Origin of the sequence: Bradyrhizobium sp. AUGA SZCCT0160 (assembly GCF_018130105.1) — a bacterium.
Taxonomy (GTDB): domain Bacteria; phylum Pseudomonadota; class Alphaproteobacteria; order Rhizobiales; family Xanthobacteraceae; genus Bradyrhizobium.
The window spans coordinates 157,346-175,935 of sequence record NZ_JAFCMD010000007.1 but is presented as its reverse complement, the minus strand read 5'-3'; the positions used below and the strand labels follow the sequence as shown (position 1 = coordinate 175,935).

Below are 18,590 nucleotides of genomic sequence, written 5' to 3'. Positions count from 1 at the left end.
CGATGAAGCTCAGCGATATCGCCGACAACGCCGGCTCGCGCAAGAAGCGCATGCGCGTCGGCCGTGGCATCGGTTCAGGCAAGGGCAAGACTGCGGGCCGCGGCGGCAAGGGCCAGACCGCGCGTTCGGGCGTGCGCATCAAGGGCTTCGAGGGCGGGCAGATGCCGCTGCATCGGCGCCTGCCGAAGCGCGGCTTCAACAACATCTTCAAACTCGATTTCGCCGAGATCAATCTCGACCGCCTGCAGGACGCGATCGATGCCAAGCTGGTCGATGCCAATGAGACCGTCACCGCCGAATCGCTGGTGAAGGCCGGCGTGCTGCGCCGCGCCAAGGACGGCCTGCGGCTGCTCGGCCGCGGCGAAATCAAGGCCAAGCTCGCCATCGAGGTGCATGGCGCCTCGAAATCCGCGATCGCGGCGGTCGAAAAGGCCGGCGGCACGGTGAAGGTTCTGGCTCCGGCCAAGAAGGAAGAAGGCGAGGCGGCGTAACATCTGCGTCATTGCCCGCCGCGGCGCGGGCAATGCGCCGATTGAACGATGGACTTATCGAAGCCGAGCACCAAATAATGTCCGGCGTCTGCCGATGGCCCCGCTCGGGGCTTGAGGCGTGAGGGACGGCGGGAGAAAGCCTAGACATGGTCTCAGCAGCAGAACAACTTGCGGCAAACCTCAATTTCTCTGCGCTCGGCAAAGCCGACGAACTGAAGAAGCGCATCTGGTTCACACTGGGTGCGCTGCTTGTTTATCGGCTCGGCACCTATATCCCGCTGCCCGGCATCGATCCCGCGGCCTGGGAGCAGGTGTTCAAGTCGCAGGCCGGCGGCATCCTCGGCATGTTCAACATGTTCGCCGGCGGCGGTATCAACCGCATGGCGATCTTCGCCCTGAACATCATGCCGTATATCTCGGCGTCCATCATCATCCAGCTTCTGACTACGGTTTCGCCGCAGCTCGAGGCGCTGAAGAAGGAGGGCGAGGCCGGCCGCAAGACGCTGAACCAGTATACCCGCTATCTCACGGTGATCCTCGCCGCGTTCCAGTCCTACGGCATCGCCGTCGGCCTGCAGGGCGCCGGTAACGTCGTCAGTGAGCCCGGGCCGTTCTTCCTGATCTCCACCGCGATCACGCTGACCGGCGGCACCATGTTCCTGATGTGGCTCGGCGAGCAGATCACCTCGCGCGGCATCGGCAACGGTATTTCGCTGATCATCCTGGCCGGCATCGTCGCCGAGTTGCCCTCGGCGCTCGCCAACATGCTCGAACTCGGCCGTCAGGGGGCGCTGTCGACCGCCCTGATCCTGATCGTGATCGTGATGGCGGTCGTCGTGATCGCCTTCATCGTGTTCATGGAACGCGCGCAGCGGCGGCTCCTGATCCAGTATCCGAAGCGCCAGGTCGGCAACAAGATGTTCGAGGGCCAGTCCTCGCATCTGCCGCTCAAGCTCAACACCTCGGGCGTGATCCCGCCGATCTTCGCCTCGTCGCTGCTGTTGCTGCCGACCACGGTGGCCAACTTCAACGCCGGCTCGGGTCCGGAGTGGTTCCAGTGGCTCAACACCCAGCTCAGCCACGGCCGGCCGCTGTTCCTGTTCTGCTATCTCGGGCTGATCGTGTTCTTCGCGTTCTTCTATACCGCGATCGTGTTCAACCCGACCGAGACCGCGGACAATCTGAAGAAGCATGGCGGCTTCATCCCCGGCATCCGTCCGGGCGAGCGCACCGCCGAATATATCGACTACGTGTTGTCGCGTGTGACGGTGCTCGGCGCGATCTATCTCGCTATCGTCTGCCTGATTCCCGAAGTTCTGATCTCCTACGCCGCGGTGCCGTTCTACTTTGGCGGAACCTCGCTTCTGATCGTCGTCAGCGTGACGATGGATACGGTGGCGCAGGTGCAGGGCTATCTGCTCGCCCATCAGTATGAAGGGCTGATCCGCAAGTCCAAGCTCAAGGGCCGCCGTCGATGAAATCTGAGCTGCCGCGCCGGATCGCGATCACGATCGGCGCGCTGCTCACCTTCCGGCTCGGCAGTCATATCCCGCTTGCGGGCCTCTCGCCACAGATGCAGGCCGGCCTGCTGCTTTCATCGCACGCTGCCGCCCGCATTTCGGTTTTCGCGCTCTTCATCATTCCCTATCTGAGTGTCGCGATCGTCATGCAGCTTGTCGCTGTGGTGTGGGGCAGGCTGAGTGCGCTGGAACGATCGGGTGAGGCCGGCCGCCGCAAGATTGCCCGCTTCACGCTGATCCTGACGCTGCTGCTTGCAGCATTCCAGGCCTTCGGCGTCGCGTCCGGTCTTCAGGACGTTCCCGGCCTCGTCACCGAGCCCGGCGGCTGGTTCCTGCTGTCGGCCACTGCAACGATGGTGGGCGGCGTGTTCTTCCTGGTCTGGCTTAGCGAACAAATCACCCGCCACGGGATCGGCAACGGGCTCGCGCTGCTTCTGTTCGTCGGCATCATCGTTTCGCTTCCGGCAGATATTTCCGCCACCTTCCAACTGCTGGGACAGGGCGCGATCTCCGGCAGCCTTCTGCTGTTGCTGGCGATCCTCGCGGTCGTGGGCGTCGCGGTCATCGTGCTCGTCGAAGGCGCGCGGCGGAACGTGCCGGTGCAATATGCCGCGCGCCAGGCGGGAATACGCCTGCTTCCCGCGCGCTCCTCGGTGCTGCCGATCAAGATCAACAGCGCCGGGTTCCTGATCCCGGCCACCGTGACGCCGTGGATTTTCTATCTTCCGCTGGTGCTTGCGACCTTGGCCTTCGGCCAGACGCCCACGCTCGCCGTCGCCTACGACCACATCCAGTTCGCCCGGCCGGTCCACATGATCCTCGGATCCATTGCGGTCTTCGTGCTGGCTTTCATCTATACCGCCTATGTGCTTGATCCCGCGCGCATCGCCGAGGTCTTGCACAAGCGGGGCGGCGCGATTACAGACGTGGCGCCGGGCGAACCCACCGCCGACCATCTCGATCGCGTCGTGACGTTGACGACCTTCATCGGAGCCGTCTACCTCGTGGCCGTGTCGCTGATTCCGGAAGCCCTGGTGGCTTACGGTAAGCTGCCCTTTCTTTTTGGTGGTGGCTCGGCGCTGATTGTGGTTTGCACTATCCTTGATATCAAAACGCAGGTGCGCGGGCATTCGCTCACCAAGCCGGGGGGCGAATTGTCATGAGATTGATCCTTTTGGGGCCGCCGGGTGCGGGCAAGGGGACCCAGGCGCAACGGCTGGTCCACAAACACGACCTGATCCAGCTCTCCACCGGCGAGATGCTGCGCGCTGCGGTGGCCGCCCAGACACCAGTCGGCCTGCAGGCCAAAGACATCATGGCGAGCGGGTCGCTGGTGCCGGATGAAATCGTGATCGGGATCATCTCCGATCGCCTCGACCAGCCCGACATGAAGAACGGGTTCATCCTCGACGGCTTTCCACGCACGGTGCCGCAGGCCGCAGCCCTCGATGAACTGCTGAAGAAGAAGCACATCAAGCTCGACGCCGTCATCGAGCTGCGCGTCAACGAGAGCGCGCTGCTCGACCGCGTCGAGAATCGCGTCGCCGAGATGCGGGCGAGGGGCGAAGAAGTGCGAATCGATGACACTCCGGAAGTGCTGTCGAAGCGGCTGGCGAGCTACCGGACCCTGACCGAGCCCCTGATTCACTACTATTCGGAGCGGCGGAAGCTGCTCACGGTCGATGGTATGATGACCATCGAGCACGTCACCCGGGAAATTAACCGGATCCTGTCCGCCATCGGCGCGGTGGAACCCAAAGCATCGAAGGCAGCTGCGCCGGCCAGGCAGGCCAAGGCGGGCGCCAGGAAAACCGCCAAGCCCGCGGGCAAAAAAGCCGCCAAAGCCGCCAAAACCGCTCCAAAGGCCGCCAAAGCCGCCTCCAGGGGGGCAAAAAAGGCCAAAAAGGCGACCAAGAAAACGGCCGGAAAAACGGCTAAAAAGGTGGCCAAAAAGCCCGCCAAAAAGGCCGTGAGAAAGGTCACGAAAAAGCGAGCTAAACGATAGAGACGGTTGACGAAACCGAGTTGAATCCTTTAATAAGCCCCGCATCCAAGTCGGATAGTTTCAGACGATGCCGGGCCCCAAAGAATCTGAGGGGACGGGCGTCGTGTTCGCGTTTGCGGACACCTGCCCGAGTTAGCAAGAACATAGCCCGGTCCGCGAGGGATCGGTGACAGGAGAGAAGTCCGTGGCCCGTATTGCCGGCGTGAATATCCCGACCAACAAGCGCGTCTTGATCGCGCTCCAGTACATCCATGGCATCGGCCAGAAGAACGCGGCCGAGATCATCGAGAAGGTGAAGATTCCCGTTGAGCGCCGCGTCAGCCAGCTCAGCGACCAGGAAGTTCTGCAGATCCGCGAAGTCATCGACCGCGACTATCTTGTCGAGGGCGATCTTCGTCGTGAAGTCGGCATCAACATCAAGCGTCTGATGGACCTCGGCTGCTATCGCGGCCTGCGTCATCGCCGCGGCCTGCCGGTGCGCGGCCAGCGCACCCACACCAATGCGCGCACGCGCAAGGGCCCGGCCAAGTCGATTGCCGGCAAGAAGAAGTAATTGGCGAGTAGCGAATGGCGAATGGCGAGTAGGGGCTCGACCCCTATTCGCTATTCGCCACTCACCATTCGCTCTTAGGTGTAGCCGCTGGCACTACGGCGGCGTTTGAGATCACAGGAAAGGTTTTGGAATGGGCAAGGAAGCCACCCGCATACGCCGCCGCGAACGCAAGAACATCGCCTCCGGCATCGCGCATGTGAATTCGTCGTTCAACAACACGACCATCACCATCACCGACGCGCAGGGCAACACCATTGCCTGGTCGTCGGCCGGCACGATGGGCTTCAAGGGTTCGCGCAAGTCGACCCCCTATGCCGCGCAGGTCGCGGCCGAAGACGTTTCCAAGAAGGCGCAGGAACACGGCATGCGCACGCTGGAAGTGGAAGTTGCAGGCCCCGGTTCGGGCCGTGAGTCGGCGCTTCGCGCGCTGCAGGCGGCGGGCTTCACCGTCACATCGATTCGCGACGTGACGACGATCCCGCACAATGGTTGCCGTCCGCGCAAGCGCCGGCGCGTTTGATGTTTTGGTCGCGGGCGGATTTATCCGCCGCGCGATTGCCTTGGAATTTCGACAGCCGCGGGCTGATCCGCGATCTCCAACGTCAGTTGCGGGCACGACTGGCCCAAAGGACTGACACATGGGTGACACAGTGACGATCCAGAAAAATTGGCAAGAACTTATCCGACCGAACAAGCTGCAGGTAACGCCGGGCACCGATGCGGCCCGGTTTGCGACCGTTGTTGCAGAACCCCTCGAGCGCGGCTTCGGCCAGACCCTCGGTAACGCGCTGCGCCGCATCCTGCTGTCGTCGCTGCAGGGCGCAGCGGTGCAGTCGGTGCACATCGACGGCGTGCTGCACGAGTTCTCCTCGATCGCGGGCGTTCGCGAGGACGTCACCGACATCGTGCTCAACATCAAGGACATCTCGATCAAGATGCAGGGCGAAGGCCCCAAGCGCATGGTCGTGAAGAAGCAGGGCCCGGGCGTCGTCACCGCCGGCGACATCCAGACCGTCGGCGACGTCGTGGTGCTCAATCCCGACCTGCAGATCTGCACGTTGGACGAGGGCGCGGAAATCCGCATGGAATTCACGGTCGCTGCCGGCAAGGGCTACGTCGCCGCCGAGCGTAACCGCCCCGAGGACGCGCCGATCGGCCTGATCCCGGTCGACAGCCTGTTCTCGCCGGTCCGCAAGGTCTCCTACAAGGTCGAGAACACCCGCGAGGGCCAGATCCTCGACTACGACAAGCTGACCATGACGATCGAAACCAATGGTGCGATCACGCCGGAAGACTCGGTGGCCTATGCCGCCCGCATCCTGCAGGATCAGCTCAACGTGTTCGTGAACTTCGAAGAGCCGCGCAAGGAAGTGGCGCAGGAGATCATCCCCGATCTCGCGTTCAACCCTGCCTTCCTCAAGAAGGTCGACGAACTGGAGTTGTCGGTGCGTTCGGCAAACTGCCTGAAGAACGACAACATCGTCTACATCGGCGATCTCGTGCAGAAGTCGGAAGCGGAAATGCTCCGTACCCCGAACTTCGGCCGCAAGTCGCTGAACGAGATCAAGGAAGTGCTGGCCCAGATGGGTCTGCATCTCGGCATGGAAGTGCCGGGCTGGCCGCCGGAGAATATCGACGAGCTCGCCAAGCGCTTCGAAGACCACTATTGAGCGAATAGGGAGTGGCGAATAGCGAATGGAAAGACAAATCATTCGCTACTTACTACTCGCTTCCCAGGGCGAACGCAGGCGGCCCACCTGAGCAACAAGTCCGACGAACCGTCGCGACAGAATAAGTATTGAGGAATTCAACATGCGTCACGGCAAGGTTCATCGGAAGCTCAACCGCACCGCCGAGCATCGGCGTGCGATGTTCGCCAACATGTGCGCGGCGCTGATCAAGCACGAGCAGATCGTCACCACGCTGCCGAAGGCCAAGGAATTGCGCCCGATCGTCGAGAAGCTGGTCACGCTCGGCAAGAAGGGCGGTCTGGCCATGCGCCGCCAGGCGATCTCCGAAATGCGCGACAAGGATCAGGTCCGCAAGCTGTTCGACGTGCTGGCGTCTCGCTACAAGGACCGCCAGGGCGGCTACACCCGCATCATCAAGGCCGGCTTCCGCTACGGCGACAACGCCCCGATGGCCGTGATCGAATTTGTTGACCGCGACGTCGATGCCAAGGGCAAGGACTCCGGCCCGGTGCAGGAAAAGTCCGCCGAAGCGGCGTAAGCCTTACAAGCCAAATGGTCTTAAAAGCGGCGCTTTCCGGCGCCGCTTTTTATTTGCCGAACTCGAACGCGGCGCGCGATGTCCAGCGCCGCGTTCGCTTAACTCACCAGTGGCGCCAGTGGCGATGATAATACCGGGGCCCGCCATAATAGGCGAAGGCCGGGCGGATCACGCGGCGATAGCGAACCACGGGCACATAGGGCCCGCCATAATATCCGCCGTAGTAGGCTGGCGCATAACCGCCGTAATAGGCCGGAGCGTATCCGCCGTAGTAACGAGGGTATCCGTAACCGTAGCCGGGATATCCGCCATAGTATCCGTAACCAGGGCCATAGGCGTAGGCGTTGGACGCAAGGCCGCCGATCAACGCTCCCGCCAGGAGGCCGCCAGCCACAGCCGGGAAAAATCCGCCGCCGCGCCAGCGCGCTTCGGCGGGCGAGGGCGCTGCGACAGCCGTCAGGCCGAGGGTGGCCGCAAGTGCCAGGATCAAAGGTGCTTTCCTCATGGAACACTCCTTTCCGCAAATCCGTAAAGCAGACACTCAATAAACACATTCAAGTGAAGTTCGTTGCACGCCGCAAGCGGCCGAGCGGCCGGGCGGCAGATTTAATATTCATGAACACCTGTTCACGGCTTCGAGCGGGCCTCCGGGCGCTGCTTTTTTGTCTCGGCCGAAGCGAGCGTTCGCTTCCCCAATGGTCCGAACCACAACGGCGGCGCGCCACCATTCGCGTCCTGAGCGGCTGACGGTCGGCGGGATGGCCGACCAATCCTCGGAAGAGTCCTCGACGGCGAAAGCGGAGAGGCTGAGAGAGATCACGAACTGAAGAGAACAATTGCCGTTGCACTTGTCGCGCCCGATATCCCCGTCATCAAACAGGGAGATACCTCATGAACATCGATCTTGCGGGAAAGACCGCGCTGGTCAGAGGCTCGACCGCCGGCATCGGACACGCCATCGCCAAGGGGCTGGCCGCGTCGGGCGCCACGGTCGTGGTCAATGGCCGTGCGCAGGGCAAGGTCGATAGCGCGGTCGCCGCCATCAGCAAGGCGCTGCCTGGCGCCAAGGTCCGCGGCGTGGCCGCCGATGTCTCGACCGCGGCGGGTTGTGGCGCGCTGCTTGAAGCGCTGCCCAGCGTCGACATCCTGATCAATAATGCCGGGATATTCGAGCCCAAGGGCTTTTTCGATATTCCCGACGAGGACTGGAGCCGTTTCTACGAGGTCAATGTGATGTCGGGCGTGCGGCTGTCGCGCGCCTATATGCCCGGCATGCTGAAGCGCAACTGGGGCCGCATCGTTTTCATCTCCTCGGAATCGGGACTGAATATTCCAAAGGAGATGATCCATTACGGCATGACCAAGACCGCACAGCTCGCGGTCGCGCGGGGCCTTGCGGAACTCACCCGCGGCACCGCCGTGACGGTCAATTCGGTGTTGCCCGGGCCGACCATGTCGGAGGGCGTCGAGACCTTCGTCAAGGATCTCGCCAAGCAAAATGGCCAGTCGGTAGAGGAGGCGGCAGCCCGCTTCGTCAAACAGCACCGCCCGACGTCGCTGGTCGAGCGCTTTGCCAGCGTCGAGGAGATCGCCAACATGGTGGTCTATGTCAGCTCAAAGGAAGCCTCCGTCACCAACGGTGCGGCATTGCGGGCCGAGGGCGGCATCATCCAGACCATCGCGTGAGGAGCCATTACGTTTTCGAGCATTCCCCCGGACTTGATCCGGGGGTGAGGACCGGTTCGAGGAAAGAAAACGCGCCAAACAAGGAAGGCTTCGATGTCGGCCTATGTCATTTCCGAAGTCGAGGTGCATGATGCGGCAGACTTCGGTGCCTATCGCAGCCTCGCTGCCGAAACGATCGCGCAGTATGGCGGGCAATATCTCGTTCGTGGCGGGCGCGTCGAACTCATCGAAGGTGAACCGCCGCCGAAGACGATGATCATCGTGGAATTCCCGTCGATGGCGCGCCTGCGTGAATGGTATGCCTCGCCGGAATACGCCGAGGCATTGAAGGTGCGCGCGACCGCGCTGGAACGCCGGCTGTTGTTTGTCGAGGGGGTGCCAGCAGTTTGAGATCGTAATCGTAGTAGATCGTAGGGTGGGTTAGCCGAAGGCGTAACCCACCACTTTAGTAAATCGCGTGGCAAGTTGGTGGGTTACGCTGCGCTAACCCACCCTACGCAATCTCGAACTACCATCCCTCCAGCACGATCTTGCCGCGCGATTTTCCCGACTCCAAAAGCGCATGCGCGCGTTTGAGGTTGGCGGCGTTGATGGTGCCAAAGGTCTGGTCGAGCGTGGTGCGCAGCACGCCCTTGTCGATGAGGTCGGCAACATCGTTCAGCAGCATGTGCTGCGCGATCATGTCCGGCGTCTGGAACGACGAGCGGGTGAACATCGATTCCCAGTGCACCGAGATCGCCTTGCCCTTGAAGGCGCTCATTGTGAATTCCGGGGGATCGTCGATCAGGCCGAATTTGCCCTGCGGTGCCATCAGGTCGGCGATTCCCTTGTAGTGCTGATCGGTGTAGGTGAGGCTGGCGACCAGGCCGACCGGCGGCACTTTCAGCTGCTCGATCTGCTCCTTCATCGGCTTGCCGTGATCGATCACGGCATGCGCGCCGAGATCGAGGCACCACTTTTTCGATTCCGGCCGGGTCGCGGTGGCAACCACGGTGAGGCCGGTGAGGCGGCGCGCGAGCTGGATCAGGATCGAGCCGACGCCACCGGCGCCGCCGGTAATCAGCAGCGTGCGCGGATCGACGCTCTTGCCCGGCACCGCGCCGAGCCGATCGAACAGCAATTCCCAGGCGGTGATCGAGGTCAGCGGCAGCGCTGCGGCCTGTGCGAAGGAAAGCGATTTCGGCTTGCGACCGACGATGCGTTCATCGACCAGATGGAATTCCGAATTGGTGCCCTGGCGCAGGATAGAGCCGGCGTAGAACACTTCATCGCCCGGCTTGAACAGCGTCACGTCAGGCCCGACCGCATCAACGACACCGGCCGCGTCATAACCCAAAATCTTGGTCTCGCCTTCGGGCGGCGCGGCGCGCTTACGGACCTTGTAGTCGACCGGGTTGGCCGAGATCGCTTTTACGGCGACTCTGACGTCGCGGCCTTTCGGCTCGCCCTTGGCGGTCTCGAAATCGATCAGCGAATTCGCGTCCTCGATCGGGAGCGATTTTTGGTATCCGACGGCCTTCATGGCTGCTGTCTCCTGCCAGTTCTGTTGATTGAGCCTACCTGTCGCGCTGGCATCAATTTGGCAAGTACTGTAAAATCGGGGAACTAGTCCCTGTTTGGATACTATTGGAAAATAACGCATGAAAAGGCGGAATTTTGCTCATCGGCCCGGCTGCTCGGTGGAAGCCACCCTCGACCTGATCGACGGCAAGTGGAAGGGCGTGATCCTGTTCCATCTGCAGGCCGGTACCCAGCGATTTGGGGAGTTGCGGCGGCGGATGCCCGGCATTACCCAGCGCATGCTGACCAAGCAGCTGCGCGCGCTGGAGGATGACAAACTGGTGGTCCGCAAGGTCTATGCCGAGGTGCCGCCGCGGGTCGAGTATACCCTCTCGGAGCTCGGCGAGAGCCTGCGCCCCGTGATCGATACGCTGAAGGCGTGGGGGGAGAGCCATCGGGACCGGCTGTCCTGTGGACCTGCGCCGGAAACCATCAAAGCGCCCGATCGCGCAGCGTAGCCTTGTCTTCTCTCGTTGCCGCCTCGCATCTATATCTGACGCACCAAATTACGGGATTTCTTGCATGTTGATTCGCTCTCTTGCCCTGCTACTGGTTTCCGCGATCGTCGCCACGCCGGCGCTGGCGCAGGACCGCCGCGTGCCGTCGTCGGGAGCCGAGCTGCGGCTTTCCTTCGCGCCGATCGTGCAACGGGTGCAGCCGGCGGTGGTCAACGTCTATGCCGCCAAGACCGTGCAGAACCGCAATCCCTTGCTGGACGATCCGATCTTCCGCCGCTTTTTCGGCGTGCCCGGCCAGCAGCCCGAGCAGATGCAGCGTTCGCTGGGTTCGGGCGTAATGGTTGACGCCTCCGGCCTCGTCGTCACCAACAACCATGTCATCGAAGGCGCCGATCAGGTCAAGATCTCGCTGGCCGACAAGCGCGAATTCGAAGCCGAGATCGTGCTGAAGGACAGCCGCACCGATCTGGCGGTGTTGCGCATCAAGGACAACAAGGAGAAGTTCACGACGATCGACTTTGCCAATTCCGATGAATTGCTGGTCGGCGACGTCGTGCTCGCGATCGGTAATCCCTTCGGCGTCGGCCAGACCGTGACGCAAGGTATCATCTCGGCGCTGGCGCGCACGCAAGTTGGCATCACCGACTACCAGTTCTTCATCCAGACCGATGCCGCGATCAACCCCGGCAATTCCGGCGGCGCGCTGGTCGACATGACGGGCAAGCTTGCGGGCATCAACACCGCGATCTTCTCGCGCTCCGGCGGTTCGCAGGGCATCGGCTTTGCGATTCCGGCCAACATGGTGCGCGTGGTCGTGGCCTCCGCCAAGAGCGGCGGCAAGGCGGTGAAGCGCCCGTATCTCGGCGCGAAGTTGCAGGCGGTGACGCCCGAGATTGCGGAGACGCTGGGGCTGAAGTCGCCGACCGGTGCGCTGGTCGCCAACGTCGCGGTGAACAGCCCGGCGGCGCGCGCCGGATTGAAACTGTCCGACCTGATTACCTCGATCGATGGCCAGGTGATCGACGATCCCAACGCGTTCGACTATCGCTTCGCCACCCGTCCATTGGGTGGTTCGGCGCAGATCGACGTGCAGCGCGCCGGCAAGACCGTGAAGCTGACGATGCCATTGGAAACCGCGCCCGATACCAACCGCGACGAGATCGTGTTGACCGCGCGCTCGCCGTTCCAGGGCGCCAAGGTCGCCAACATCTCGCCGGCGGTGGCCGATGAGCTGCGGCTGGACGCCTCGACCGAAGGCGTCGTCGTGATCGATCTTGCCGATGGCGGAACGGCCGCCAGCGTCGGCTTCCAGAAGGGCGACATCATCCTCGCGGTCAATAGCCAGAAGATCGCCAAGACCAGCGATCTCGACAAGGCCTCGAAAAGTCAGTCGCGGATCTGGCGCATCACCGTGGTACGCGGCGGCCAGCAGATCAACGTGACGCTCGGCGGATGAGCCCGAAGCAGCCACGCGAAGCTGCCAACCTCTTTGCCGCGGCAGGGATGGAGCAGGACGCGCCGCGTCCGCTGCCGGATCGGCTGCGCCCGCAGTCGTTGTCAGATGTCGTCGGCCAGGATCACATCCTCGGCCCCGACGGTGCGCTGACGCGGATGCTGGAAACGCGCACGCTCGGTTCGCTGGTGTTCTGGGGACCGCCCGGCACCGGCAAGACCACGGTGGCGCGGCTGCTGGCCGATGCCACCGAACTGCATTTCGAGCAAATCTCCGCGGTGTTTTCCGGCGTCGCCGACCTGAAGAAAGTGTTCGACGCCGCGCGCGCCCGCCGCGAGACCGGCAAGGGCACGTTGCTGTTCGTCGACGAGGTGCATCGCTTCAACCGCGCGCAGCAGGATTCGTTTCTGCCCGTGATGGAAGACGGCACCGTGGTGCTGGTCGGCGCCACCACCGAAAATCCCTCGTTCGAGCTCAACGCGGCGCTGCTGTCGCGAGCCCGCGTGCTGGTGTTTCATTCGCTCGATGCGGTGGCGGTGGAGCAGCTGTACGCCCATGCGGAAAAGATCGAGGGCAAGAAGCTGCCGCTCGACGTCGAGGCCCGCGCCGTGCTGGTGCGGATGGCCGATGGCGACGGTCGCGCCGCGCTGACGCTCGCCGAAGAAGTCTGGCGCGCCGCGCGCAAGGGCGAAGTCTTCAACGCCACGCAATTGCAGGACATCCTGCAGCGCCGCGCGCCGATCTACGACAAATCCGCCGACGGCCACTACAACCTGATCTCGGCGCTGCATAAGGCGGTGCGCGGCTCCGATCCGGATGCGGCGCTGTATTATCTCGCGCGCATGATGGACGCCGGCGAGGACCCGCTGTTTTTGGCGCGGCGGGTGGTGCGCATGGCGGTGGAGGACATTGGCCTGGCCGATCCGCAGGCGCTGGTGATCTGCAACGCCGCCAAGGATGCCTATGATTTCCTCGGCCATCCCGAGGGCGAACTGGCGATCGCGCAGGCCGTGATCTATCTCGCCACCGCGCCGAAATCCAACGCCGCCTACAAGGCCTTTGGCGCGGCGATGCGCACGGCGAAGGAGGGCGGTTCGCTGCTGCCGCCAAAACACATCCTCAACTCGCCGACCAAGCTGATGAAGTCGGAAGGCTACGGTTCCGGCTACGAATACGACCACGATGCGCCTGATGCGTTTTCCGGCCAGGACTATTTCCCGGAAGCGCTGGGACGCCAGACATTTTATGATCCGCCCGACCGCGGCTTCGAGCGCGAGATCCGCAAGCGGCTGGACTATTGGGCGAAGCTGCGGCGCGAACGCGGCGGAGGAAGTGCTGAATGACTGGTCTGAAGTGCCGTGGCGTGTTCGCTCTTGCGTGCGCGCTGTTTGTCGCGGGGTTCGCGCAATCCGCGTCGGCTGACACCGTGCAGGTTGCGCCGGGAATACAGGTGACGAAGCGGACCTATGCTGCGCCCGCCAAGGAACAGCCGTTCTTTGGCTTCGAAGCCAAGACCGACGCGCAGCGGGAGGAGGACGACAAGTTCGTCAAGGCCCTGGTGCAGGCGGCCGGGACCAAGGAGAAGGCGCTGGACGAAGTGGTCAAGCGTGGTTGGCGGGCGCTTGGATCGGGCAAGTACCCCGAAGCCGCACTGCGATTCAACCAGGCCTACCTCGTCGCTCCCGAACAGAGCGTCGTCTATCACGGCCTGGCGGCGATCGCGCAAATTCGTTTCAAGGACCTCGACTACGCCGAAGAGCTGTTCCGGATTGCGCAGAAGCAGCCCAATCCGCTGAAGATGCTGAATGCGGACTACGGCCGCGTGCTGCTGGTCGCCAAGCGTCCGAAGGAGGCGCAGCCAGTGCTGGAGCAGGCGGTCAAGGACACGCCGGACTTCGGCGACGCCTGGATCAATCTCGCCCACGCCCGCCTGCAGAACGGCGACCGCGACGCCGCCTGCGCGGCGGCTGATGTCGCGATGAAGCAGCGTCCGTCGTCCAATGCGAAGGTCGATCTCGCCAAGTTGAGAAATGACGCGCAGTGCAAGTGAGTGTCGTTCGCTGATGTCGCTTCGCCGACCAAGCTGACGAAGTCGGAAGTCGATGGCTCCGGCTACGAATTCTACGCCGCTGCCGGAAAAAGGGGTCTTGCAAAAATGTGCCAAAAATGGCACATTGAGCAATCCACATGATTGACCGAACAAAAAAAGCTGCCTGCTCGGTTCTATATCAGCCAGCAGGGCCGCAATCCTGTTCGGGAATGGATTTTGGAATTGTCTTCCGGGGACCGTCAAACGGTAGGCAAGGACATTCAGAAAGTGGAGTTTGGCTGGCCCATCGGGCATTGTGCTCCGCTTGGGCACGGCTTGTGGGAGGTGTGAAGCGATTTTGACAGCAACCGAGTTGGGCGAGTGATTTTCTGCATGGGTGACGGGCACATGATCCTCTTGCACGGCTTCATCAAGAAGACGCAGAAGACGCCGCAGCAAGACATTGAGCTCGCGCTGAAGCGCAAACGAGAGGTGACGTGATGGTGAAGAAGAAAGCGCGCGTGAGCGAAGAAACGTTCGACGAATTCCTTGCCGAACAGGGCGTACTTGGAGCGTGCGAAGAACGCGCAATCAAGGAGATCATCGCCGAGCAATTGGCGGAGGCGATGAAAGCGCAGGGCATTACCAAGAGTGCGATGGCAGAGCGGATGAAAACCAGCCGGCGTCAGCTTGACCGGCTGTTGGATCCCGGCACACCGTCCGTGACGCTCGAGACGTTGCGCCGCGCTGCGAACGCCGTTGGGCGCACCTTGCGTGTTGAGCTGACGTAATGAACGGACCGTTGCGTCGCTACTTCCCCGTCTTCACAAACTCCATAATCTCATCAGTCAACCGCGTATCCGCGGTGTTGATCGCGTAGACCTCCGACATGTGGCTGTGCTGCGGCAGCATGAAGGTGCGCGCGCACCCCTCGGCGCTTTTGCAGGTGGCCTGTTTCAGCAATTCGTATTGCTCGATGAAGCGCGGTGGATCGAGTTCGGCGGCAGTGGCCATCAATGGAATCTTTGTCTCCAGCAAGCCTCGCAGTGAAGATCGTTCGGCATAGCGCGAGGGATCGGAGCCGAAATAGGTGATCTCGGCGTCGCCGACCGGCGATGCCGTCAGGTCGTAGATGCCGGAGACCATGATCGCGCCGGCGATGCCGCCGCCCTTCACTTTGTGAAGCTCGGGATGCGATACGTAGTTGGCGACATGCACCGCGCCGGCGGATTGCCCCATCAGGAAGACGCGCGCCGGATCGCCGCCACGCTCGCGGATTTTTTCGCTCACCCATAGCACCACGGACGCAAGGTCTTCGGCGCTGGCTGGATACACGAATTGCGGCGCCAGCCGGTAGGTGGCGTTGACGCCGACGAAGCCGTTCTTCACCGCCCACAGCATGATGTTGTCGTAAAAAGGACTGCCGGGGTTGCGCTTGTTGCCGGCAACAAAGCCGCCGCCGTGGATGAAGATCAGCACCGGCCGCGCCGATGAATTGGTGTCCGGCGTAAACACGTCGAGCAGATGCCGCTCCGCCGCGCCGTATTTGACGTCGCGCTCGGTCTTGATGCCCTCGTAGGGCTCCTTTTGCTGCATCGGCGCGTAGAGCGCGGCGGTTTTGGGCGGGTCAATGGTGCGCCCGAGTTCCAGCAGCTTCCACGCCAGATCCTCCGACATCGCCGGCTGCTGCGCGAGAGCCGAACCCGCCCAGATGGCTGCGATCACGGCCAGAAACAGCTTCACGGCCCATGTCGTCGATTTCATCCCCCAACTCCCGTTTGCTTCCAAACCATCATCCGGCCGCTGCCTGCCTGGCCGCCGGCCAGTCGGACAAGCTTCCGCACGCGACCCACCACACCCACTATCAGGTGGATTTGGCGCGAGGCAAATGCAGCGGAAATTGAAGCCGGATCGGCCGGGTTTTGCGCCAACTTTCCCCGAAACGGCCGATTCACCGTGACGATTCGCTGCTTTTGCGCTAGGCAACGGCCTTATCCGGAGCCAAGCCAATCATGAGCCGTCGCGTCAAAAAACCTCTCCGTCCGGCGGGCGACCGTCCCAAGGGCGCGCGTCCCTATCGGGGCTCGAAAGCCGAGCGGCCGGCCCATCGTCCGGGCGGCAAGCCGCCGGCGCGTTTTTCCGCGTCGGCGCCCCGCGCGCCGAAACCGGCGCCTTACGTTCCCGAGCCTGAGAAGATCGTCGCCGAGCCGCCGCCGTTGCCGACCAAGGTCCAGACCGTGGTCGTGACCGCGGACGAGAACAACATGCGCGTCGACCGCTTCCTCGAGGCGCGCTTTCCCGGCCTGTCGTTCTCCCACATCCAGCGCATCGTCCGCAAAGGCGAGCTGCGCGTCAACGGCAAGCGCGCCGACAGCAAGGACCGGATCGAGGAGGGGCAGAGCATCCGGATTCCGCCGCTCAAGCTCGATACGCCGAAGGTCGGCGGCACGCTCTCGGAAGCCGCGACCAAGACGCTGCAGGCGCTCAAGGACATGATCCTGTTCGAGGACGCCGACGTCATGGTGCTGAACAAGCCAGCAGGGCTTGCGGTGCAGGGCGGCTCCGGCATCACGCGCAATGTCGACGACATGCTCGAAGTGATGCGCGACGCCAAGGGGCAAAAACCAAGGCTGGTGCACCGGCTGGACCGCGAAACGTCGGGCTGTCTCCTGATTGCGAAAACGCGCTTTGCCGCCACCGCGCTGACCGGATCGTTCCGCCATCGCTCGGCGCGAAAAATCTACTGGGCGATGGTGGCGGGCGTCCCGAAGCCGAAGCAGGGCCGCATCTCGACCTATCTCGCCAAGGAAGAGAGCGAGGACGACACCATCATGCGGATCGCCAAGCATGGCGATGAAGGCGCCAGCCACGCGGTGACCTATTACGCCGTGGTCGAGACCTCGGCGCAGAAACTCGCCTGGGTGTCACTGAAGCCGGTGACGGGGCGCACCCATCAATTGCGCGCGCATATGGCGCATATCGACCATGCCATCGTCGGCGATCCCAAATACTTCAACAAGGAAAACTGGGACCTGCCGGGCGGCATCCAGAACCGCCTGCATCTTTTGGCGCGCCGGATCGTGATCCCGCATCCGCGCGGTGGCGTGATCGACGCGACCGCGCCGCTGCCGCCGCACATGCTGCAGTCCTGGAATCTGCTCGGCCTCGAGGCCGACCGCTTCGATCCGATCGAGAACGCGCCGGAGGAGTAGCGTCTCCGTCAGCGCTTGAACTGCGCGAGAAACAGCCGCAAGGAATCTTGCGGGCTTTCGATGTCCGAAATCACCCAGCCGTCAGGCCCCTTGACGGCGATGAAGTTCAGCGTGATCGCGCGGCCGTTATTGTTGAAGCTGGCGGTGACATAGGTCTTGCCCGATTCCGTGCGCAGGATTTTGGTCGAGACCGGGCCGATTTTCCAGGTCGGGCTTTGTACCATGAAATCGTACGGCGCCTCGCGCGGGGCGATCCACGCGCTTCGCAGACTGCGATCGAAAAACTGTTCCGCGATCTCGGCGCTGCGCGGCAATCCCTTCGACAGGTCTGACGAGCCCTTGCCGTAATAGGCGTAGACGTTGCGGACCAGGGATTCCGGGGTGCGGAACCCGGCTTGTGCGGGCAGGGCGGCGAGAACAGCCATCGAAATCAGGATCGCAGCAAGGAGTTTCACGGCTCGCGGACCTTTCTTGGTTTCACCGGGCCCATTTTGGCGGCAAATGACATCAGACGAAAGCCTTGCACACGGCTCGAATTGAAGCGTTTTTTGGCGTGAAGCGGTGTCCATTTCGCCCAAAAGCGCTATAAGGCGCGGATGCGTGAATTATTCGATGAAGTTGCCGGCCAGTCTCCGTTCGACCCGGAGGAGGCGGTGCGGCGCGCGACCCGCGTGCCACAACGCAAGCGCTTTTACGCCAGTGCCGGCGTCGGCGAGGCGGATGGCGGCTTTACGGTCACGCTCGACGGCAAGCCGATCCGCACGCCCTCCGGCCGCCATGTCGTCACGCCCAACGCTGTTATTGCGGAGGCGATCGCGGCAGAATGGAATGCGCAGGTCGAAACCATCAACCCCCTGACCATGCCGCTGACGCGCTTTGCCAACAGCGTCGGGGAAGGCGTCATCGATCGCGTCGATGCGGTGGCCGACGACGTCGAAAAATATCTCGGCACCGATTTGCTGTTCTATCGCGCTGGCCATCCCGAAGCGCTGGTCGCAAAAGAAGCCGCGCATTGGGATCCCGTGGTGTTCTGGGCCGCGAGCGAACTCGGCGCCCATTTCATGCTGGCCGAGGGGATCGTGCACGTCACCCAGCCGGAGCCGGCGATCAAGGCGGCGCGCGCGGTATTCCCAACCGATCCCTGGTCGGTCGCGGCGCTGCATGTGGTGACGACGCTGACCGGCTCGGCGCTGCTGGCGCTGGCGCTCTTCCACGGCGTGCGCAACGCCGAAGAGGTCTGGGCCGCCGCCCATGTCGATGAGGACTGGAACATCGAAAAATGGGGCCTCGACGAGGAGGTCGCCGCCCGCAGGGCAGCCCGGCTGGTCGATTTCACCGCCGCGGTGACCATTCTGAAGGCCTTGAAGCCTTGAATCGGATGGTCGGTTAACGAG

General features: G+C 62.8%; 22 protein-coding genes. 18 read left to right on the top strand and 4 right to left on the bottom strand.

Annotated features, from left to right (window positions below):
• The first annotated feature begins 2 nt into the window (after nucleotides 1-2).
• The 8 genes from rplO (at nucleotide 3) to rplQ (ending at nucleotide 6,798) form a co-directional block, all read left to right on the top strand.
• Complete coding sequence (gene rplO, locus JQ558_RS14330; protein ID WP_212211783.1) at nucleotides 3-491, top strand: 50S ribosomal protein L15; 489 nt, start codon at nucleotides 3-5, stop codon at nucleotides 489-491.
• A 146-nt stretch (nucleotides 492-637) separates the two neighbouring features.
• On the top strand, nucleotides 638-1,969 hold the full coding sequence (secY, locus tag JQ558_RS14325) for a preprotein translocase subunit SecY (RefSeq protein ID WP_212211781.1): 1,332 nt from the start codon (nucleotides 638-640) through the stop codon (nucleotides 1,967-1,969).
• 95 nt (nucleotides 1,970-2,064) lie between these two features.
• Complete coding sequence (locus tag JQ558_RS14320) at nucleotides 2,065-3,174, top strand: preprotein translocase subunit SecY (protein ID WP_249142460.1); 1,110 nt, start codon at nucleotides 2,065-2,067, stop codon at nucleotides 3,172-3,174.
• Nucleotides 3,171-4,016, top strand: a complete 846-nt coding sequence (locus JQ558_RS14315) for an adenylate kinase (protein ID WP_212294001.1) — start codon at nucleotides 3,171-3,173, stop codon at nucleotides 4,014-4,016. The genes JQ558_RS14320 and JQ558_RS14315 overlap by 4 nt, the downstream gene beginning before the upstream one ends.
• A gap of 184 nt (nucleotides 4,017-4,200) precedes the next feature.
• Nucleotides 4,201-4,569, top strand: coding sequence for a 30S ribosomal protein S13 (rpsM, locus tag JQ558_RS14310; protein ID WP_211998091.1), 369 nt, complete (start codon nucleotides 4,201-4,203; stop codon nucleotides 4,567-4,569).
• 130 nt (nucleotides 4,570-4,699) lie between these two features.
• Nucleotides 4,700-5,089 carry a 30S ribosomal protein S11 gene (rpsK, locus tag JQ558_RS14305; protein ID WP_192733848.1) on the top strand — a complete coding sequence of 130 codons (390 nt, stop codon included), beginning with the start codon at nucleotides 4,700-4,702 and terminating at the stop codon, nucleotides 5,087-5,089.
• Between the two features lie 118 nt (nucleotides 5,090-5,207).
• Nucleotides 5,208-6,239: a DNA-directed RNA polymerase subunit alpha gene (locus JQ558_RS14300; protein WP_192733847.1), complete on the top strand. Its 1,032-nt coding sequence runs from the start codon at nucleotides 5,208-5,210 to the stop codon at nucleotides 6,237-6,239.
• A gap of 142 nt (nucleotides 6,240-6,381) precedes the next feature.
• Nucleotides 6,382-6,798, top strand: a complete 417-nt coding sequence (gene rplQ / locus JQ558_RS14295) for a 50S ribosomal protein L17 (RefSeq protein WP_212211768.1) — start codon at nucleotides 6,382-6,384, stop codon at nucleotides 6,796-6,798.
• 103 nt (nucleotides 6,799-6,901) lie between these two features.
• Here the strand turns inward: rplQ and JQ558_RS14290 are convergent, their stop codons facing one another.
• Complete coding sequence (locus JQ558_RS14290) at nucleotides 6,902-7,303, bottom strand: hypothetical protein (RefSeq protein ID WP_212211766.1); 402 nt, start codon at nucleotides 7,301-7,303, stop codon at nucleotides 6,902-6,904.
• Between the two features lie 386 nt (nucleotides 7,304-7,689).
• Here JQ558_RS14290 and JQ558_RS14285 point away from each other — a divergent pair, with 386 nt between their 5' ends.
• Together JQ558_RS14285 and JQ558_RS14280 are read left to right on the top strand one after the other, a co-directional pair.
• Nucleotides 7,690-8,484, top strand: coding sequence for an SDR family NAD(P)-dependent oxidoreductase (locus JQ558_RS14285; RefSeq protein ID WP_212294000.1), 795 nt, complete (start codon nucleotides 7,690-7,692; stop codon nucleotides 8,482-8,484).
• A gap of 93 nt (nucleotides 8,485-8,577) precedes the next feature.
• A complete protein-coding gene (locus tag JQ558_RS14280) occupies nucleotides 8,578-8,874 on the top strand; it encodes a DUF1330 domain-containing protein (RefSeq protein ID WP_212293999.1) in 297 nt (98 codons plus the stop codon).
• Between the two features lie 118 nt (nucleotides 8,875-8,992).
• On the opposite strand, the gene JQ558_RS14275 is transcribed toward JQ558_RS14280, so the two are convergent.
• Nucleotides 8,993-10,006, bottom strand: a complete 1,014-nt coding sequence (locus JQ558_RS14275) for a zinc-binding alcohol dehydrogenase family protein (protein ID WP_212272181.1) — start codon at nucleotides 10,004-10,006, stop codon at nucleotides 8,993-8,995.
• Between the two features lie 118 nt (nucleotides 10,007-10,124).
• Between JQ558_RS14275 and JQ558_RS14270 the strand changes: the two genes are divergently transcribed.
• From JQ558_RS14270 to JQ558_RS14245, 6 genes are all read left to right on the top strand, one after another.
• Nucleotides 10,125-10,502: a helix-turn-helix domain-containing protein gene (locus JQ558_RS14270; protein WP_212211758.1), complete on the top strand. Its 378-nt coding sequence runs from the start codon at nucleotides 10,125-10,127 to the stop codon at nucleotides 10,500-10,502.
• A gap of 64 nt (nucleotides 10,503-10,566) precedes the next feature.
• A complete protein-coding gene (locus JQ558_RS14265; RefSeq protein WP_212211756.1) occupies nucleotides 10,567-11,958 on the top strand; it encodes a DegQ family serine endoprotease in 1,392 nt (463 codons plus the stop codon).
• Complete coding sequence (locus JQ558_RS14260; RefSeq protein ID WP_212211755.1) at nucleotides 11,955-13,298, top strand: replication-associated recombination protein A; 1,344 nt, start codon at nucleotides 11,955-11,957, stop codon at nucleotides 13,296-13,298. Before JQ558_RS14265 ends, JQ558_RS14260 begins: the two co-directional genes overlap by 4 nt.
• A complete protein-coding gene (locus tag JQ558_RS14255; RefSeq protein ID WP_212211753.1) occupies nucleotides 13,295-14,005 on the top strand; it encodes a tetratricopeptide repeat protein in 711 nt (236 codons plus the stop codon). Before JQ558_RS14260 ends, JQ558_RS14255 begins: the two co-directional genes overlap by 4 nt.
• A gap of 372 nt (nucleotides 14,006-14,377) precedes the next feature.
• The gene (locus JQ558_RS38120) at nucleotides 14,378-14,485 is read left to right on the top strand and encodes a type II toxin-antitoxin system RelE/ParE family toxin (RefSeq protein ID WP_409363430.1); all 108 of its coding nucleotides are present in this window, start codon (nucleotides 14,378-14,380) and stop codon (nucleotides 14,483-14,485) included.
• Nucleotides 14,485-14,775: a helix-turn-helix domain-containing protein gene (locus JQ558_RS14245; protein ID WP_212211752.1), complete on the top strand. Its 291-nt coding sequence runs from the start codon at nucleotides 14,485-14,487 to the stop codon at nucleotides 14,773-14,775. Before JQ558_RS38120 ends, JQ558_RS14245 begins: the two co-directional genes overlap by 1 nt.
• A gap of 19 nt (nucleotides 14,776-14,794) precedes the next feature.
• On the opposite strand, the gene JQ558_RS14240 is transcribed toward JQ558_RS14245, so the two are convergent.
• Nucleotides 14,795-15,748, bottom strand: coding sequence for an alpha/beta hydrolase (locus tag JQ558_RS14240; RefSeq protein ID WP_212293998.1), 954 nt, complete (start codon nucleotides 15,746-15,748; stop codon nucleotides 14,795-14,797).
• Nucleotides 15,749-15,996: 248 nt separating this feature from the next.
• Between JQ558_RS14240 and JQ558_RS14235 the strand changes: the two genes are divergently transcribed.
• On the top strand, nucleotides 15,997-17,196 hold the full coding sequence (locus JQ558_RS14235; protein ID WP_212211750.1) for an RluA family pseudouridine synthase: 1,200 nt from the start codon (nucleotides 15,997-15,999) through the stop codon (nucleotides 17,194-17,196).
• A gap of 8 nt (nucleotides 17,197-17,204) precedes the next feature.
• On the opposite strand, the gene JQ558_RS14230 is transcribed toward JQ558_RS14235, so the two are convergent.
• A complete protein-coding gene (locus JQ558_RS14230; RefSeq protein ID WP_312014801.1) occupies nucleotides 17,205-17,651 on the bottom strand; it encodes a hypothetical protein in 447 nt (148 codons plus the stop codon).
• A 141-nt stretch (nucleotides 17,652-17,792) separates the two neighbouring features.
• Here JQ558_RS14230 and JQ558_RS14225 point away from each other — a divergent pair, with 141 nt between their 5' ends.
• Nucleotides 17,793-18,569, top strand: coding sequence for an ATP12 family chaperone protein (locus JQ558_RS14225; RefSeq protein ID WP_212293997.1), 777 nt, complete (start codon nucleotides 17,793-17,795; stop codon nucleotides 18,567-18,569).
• Nucleotides 18,570-18,590: the final 21 nt, after the last annotated feature.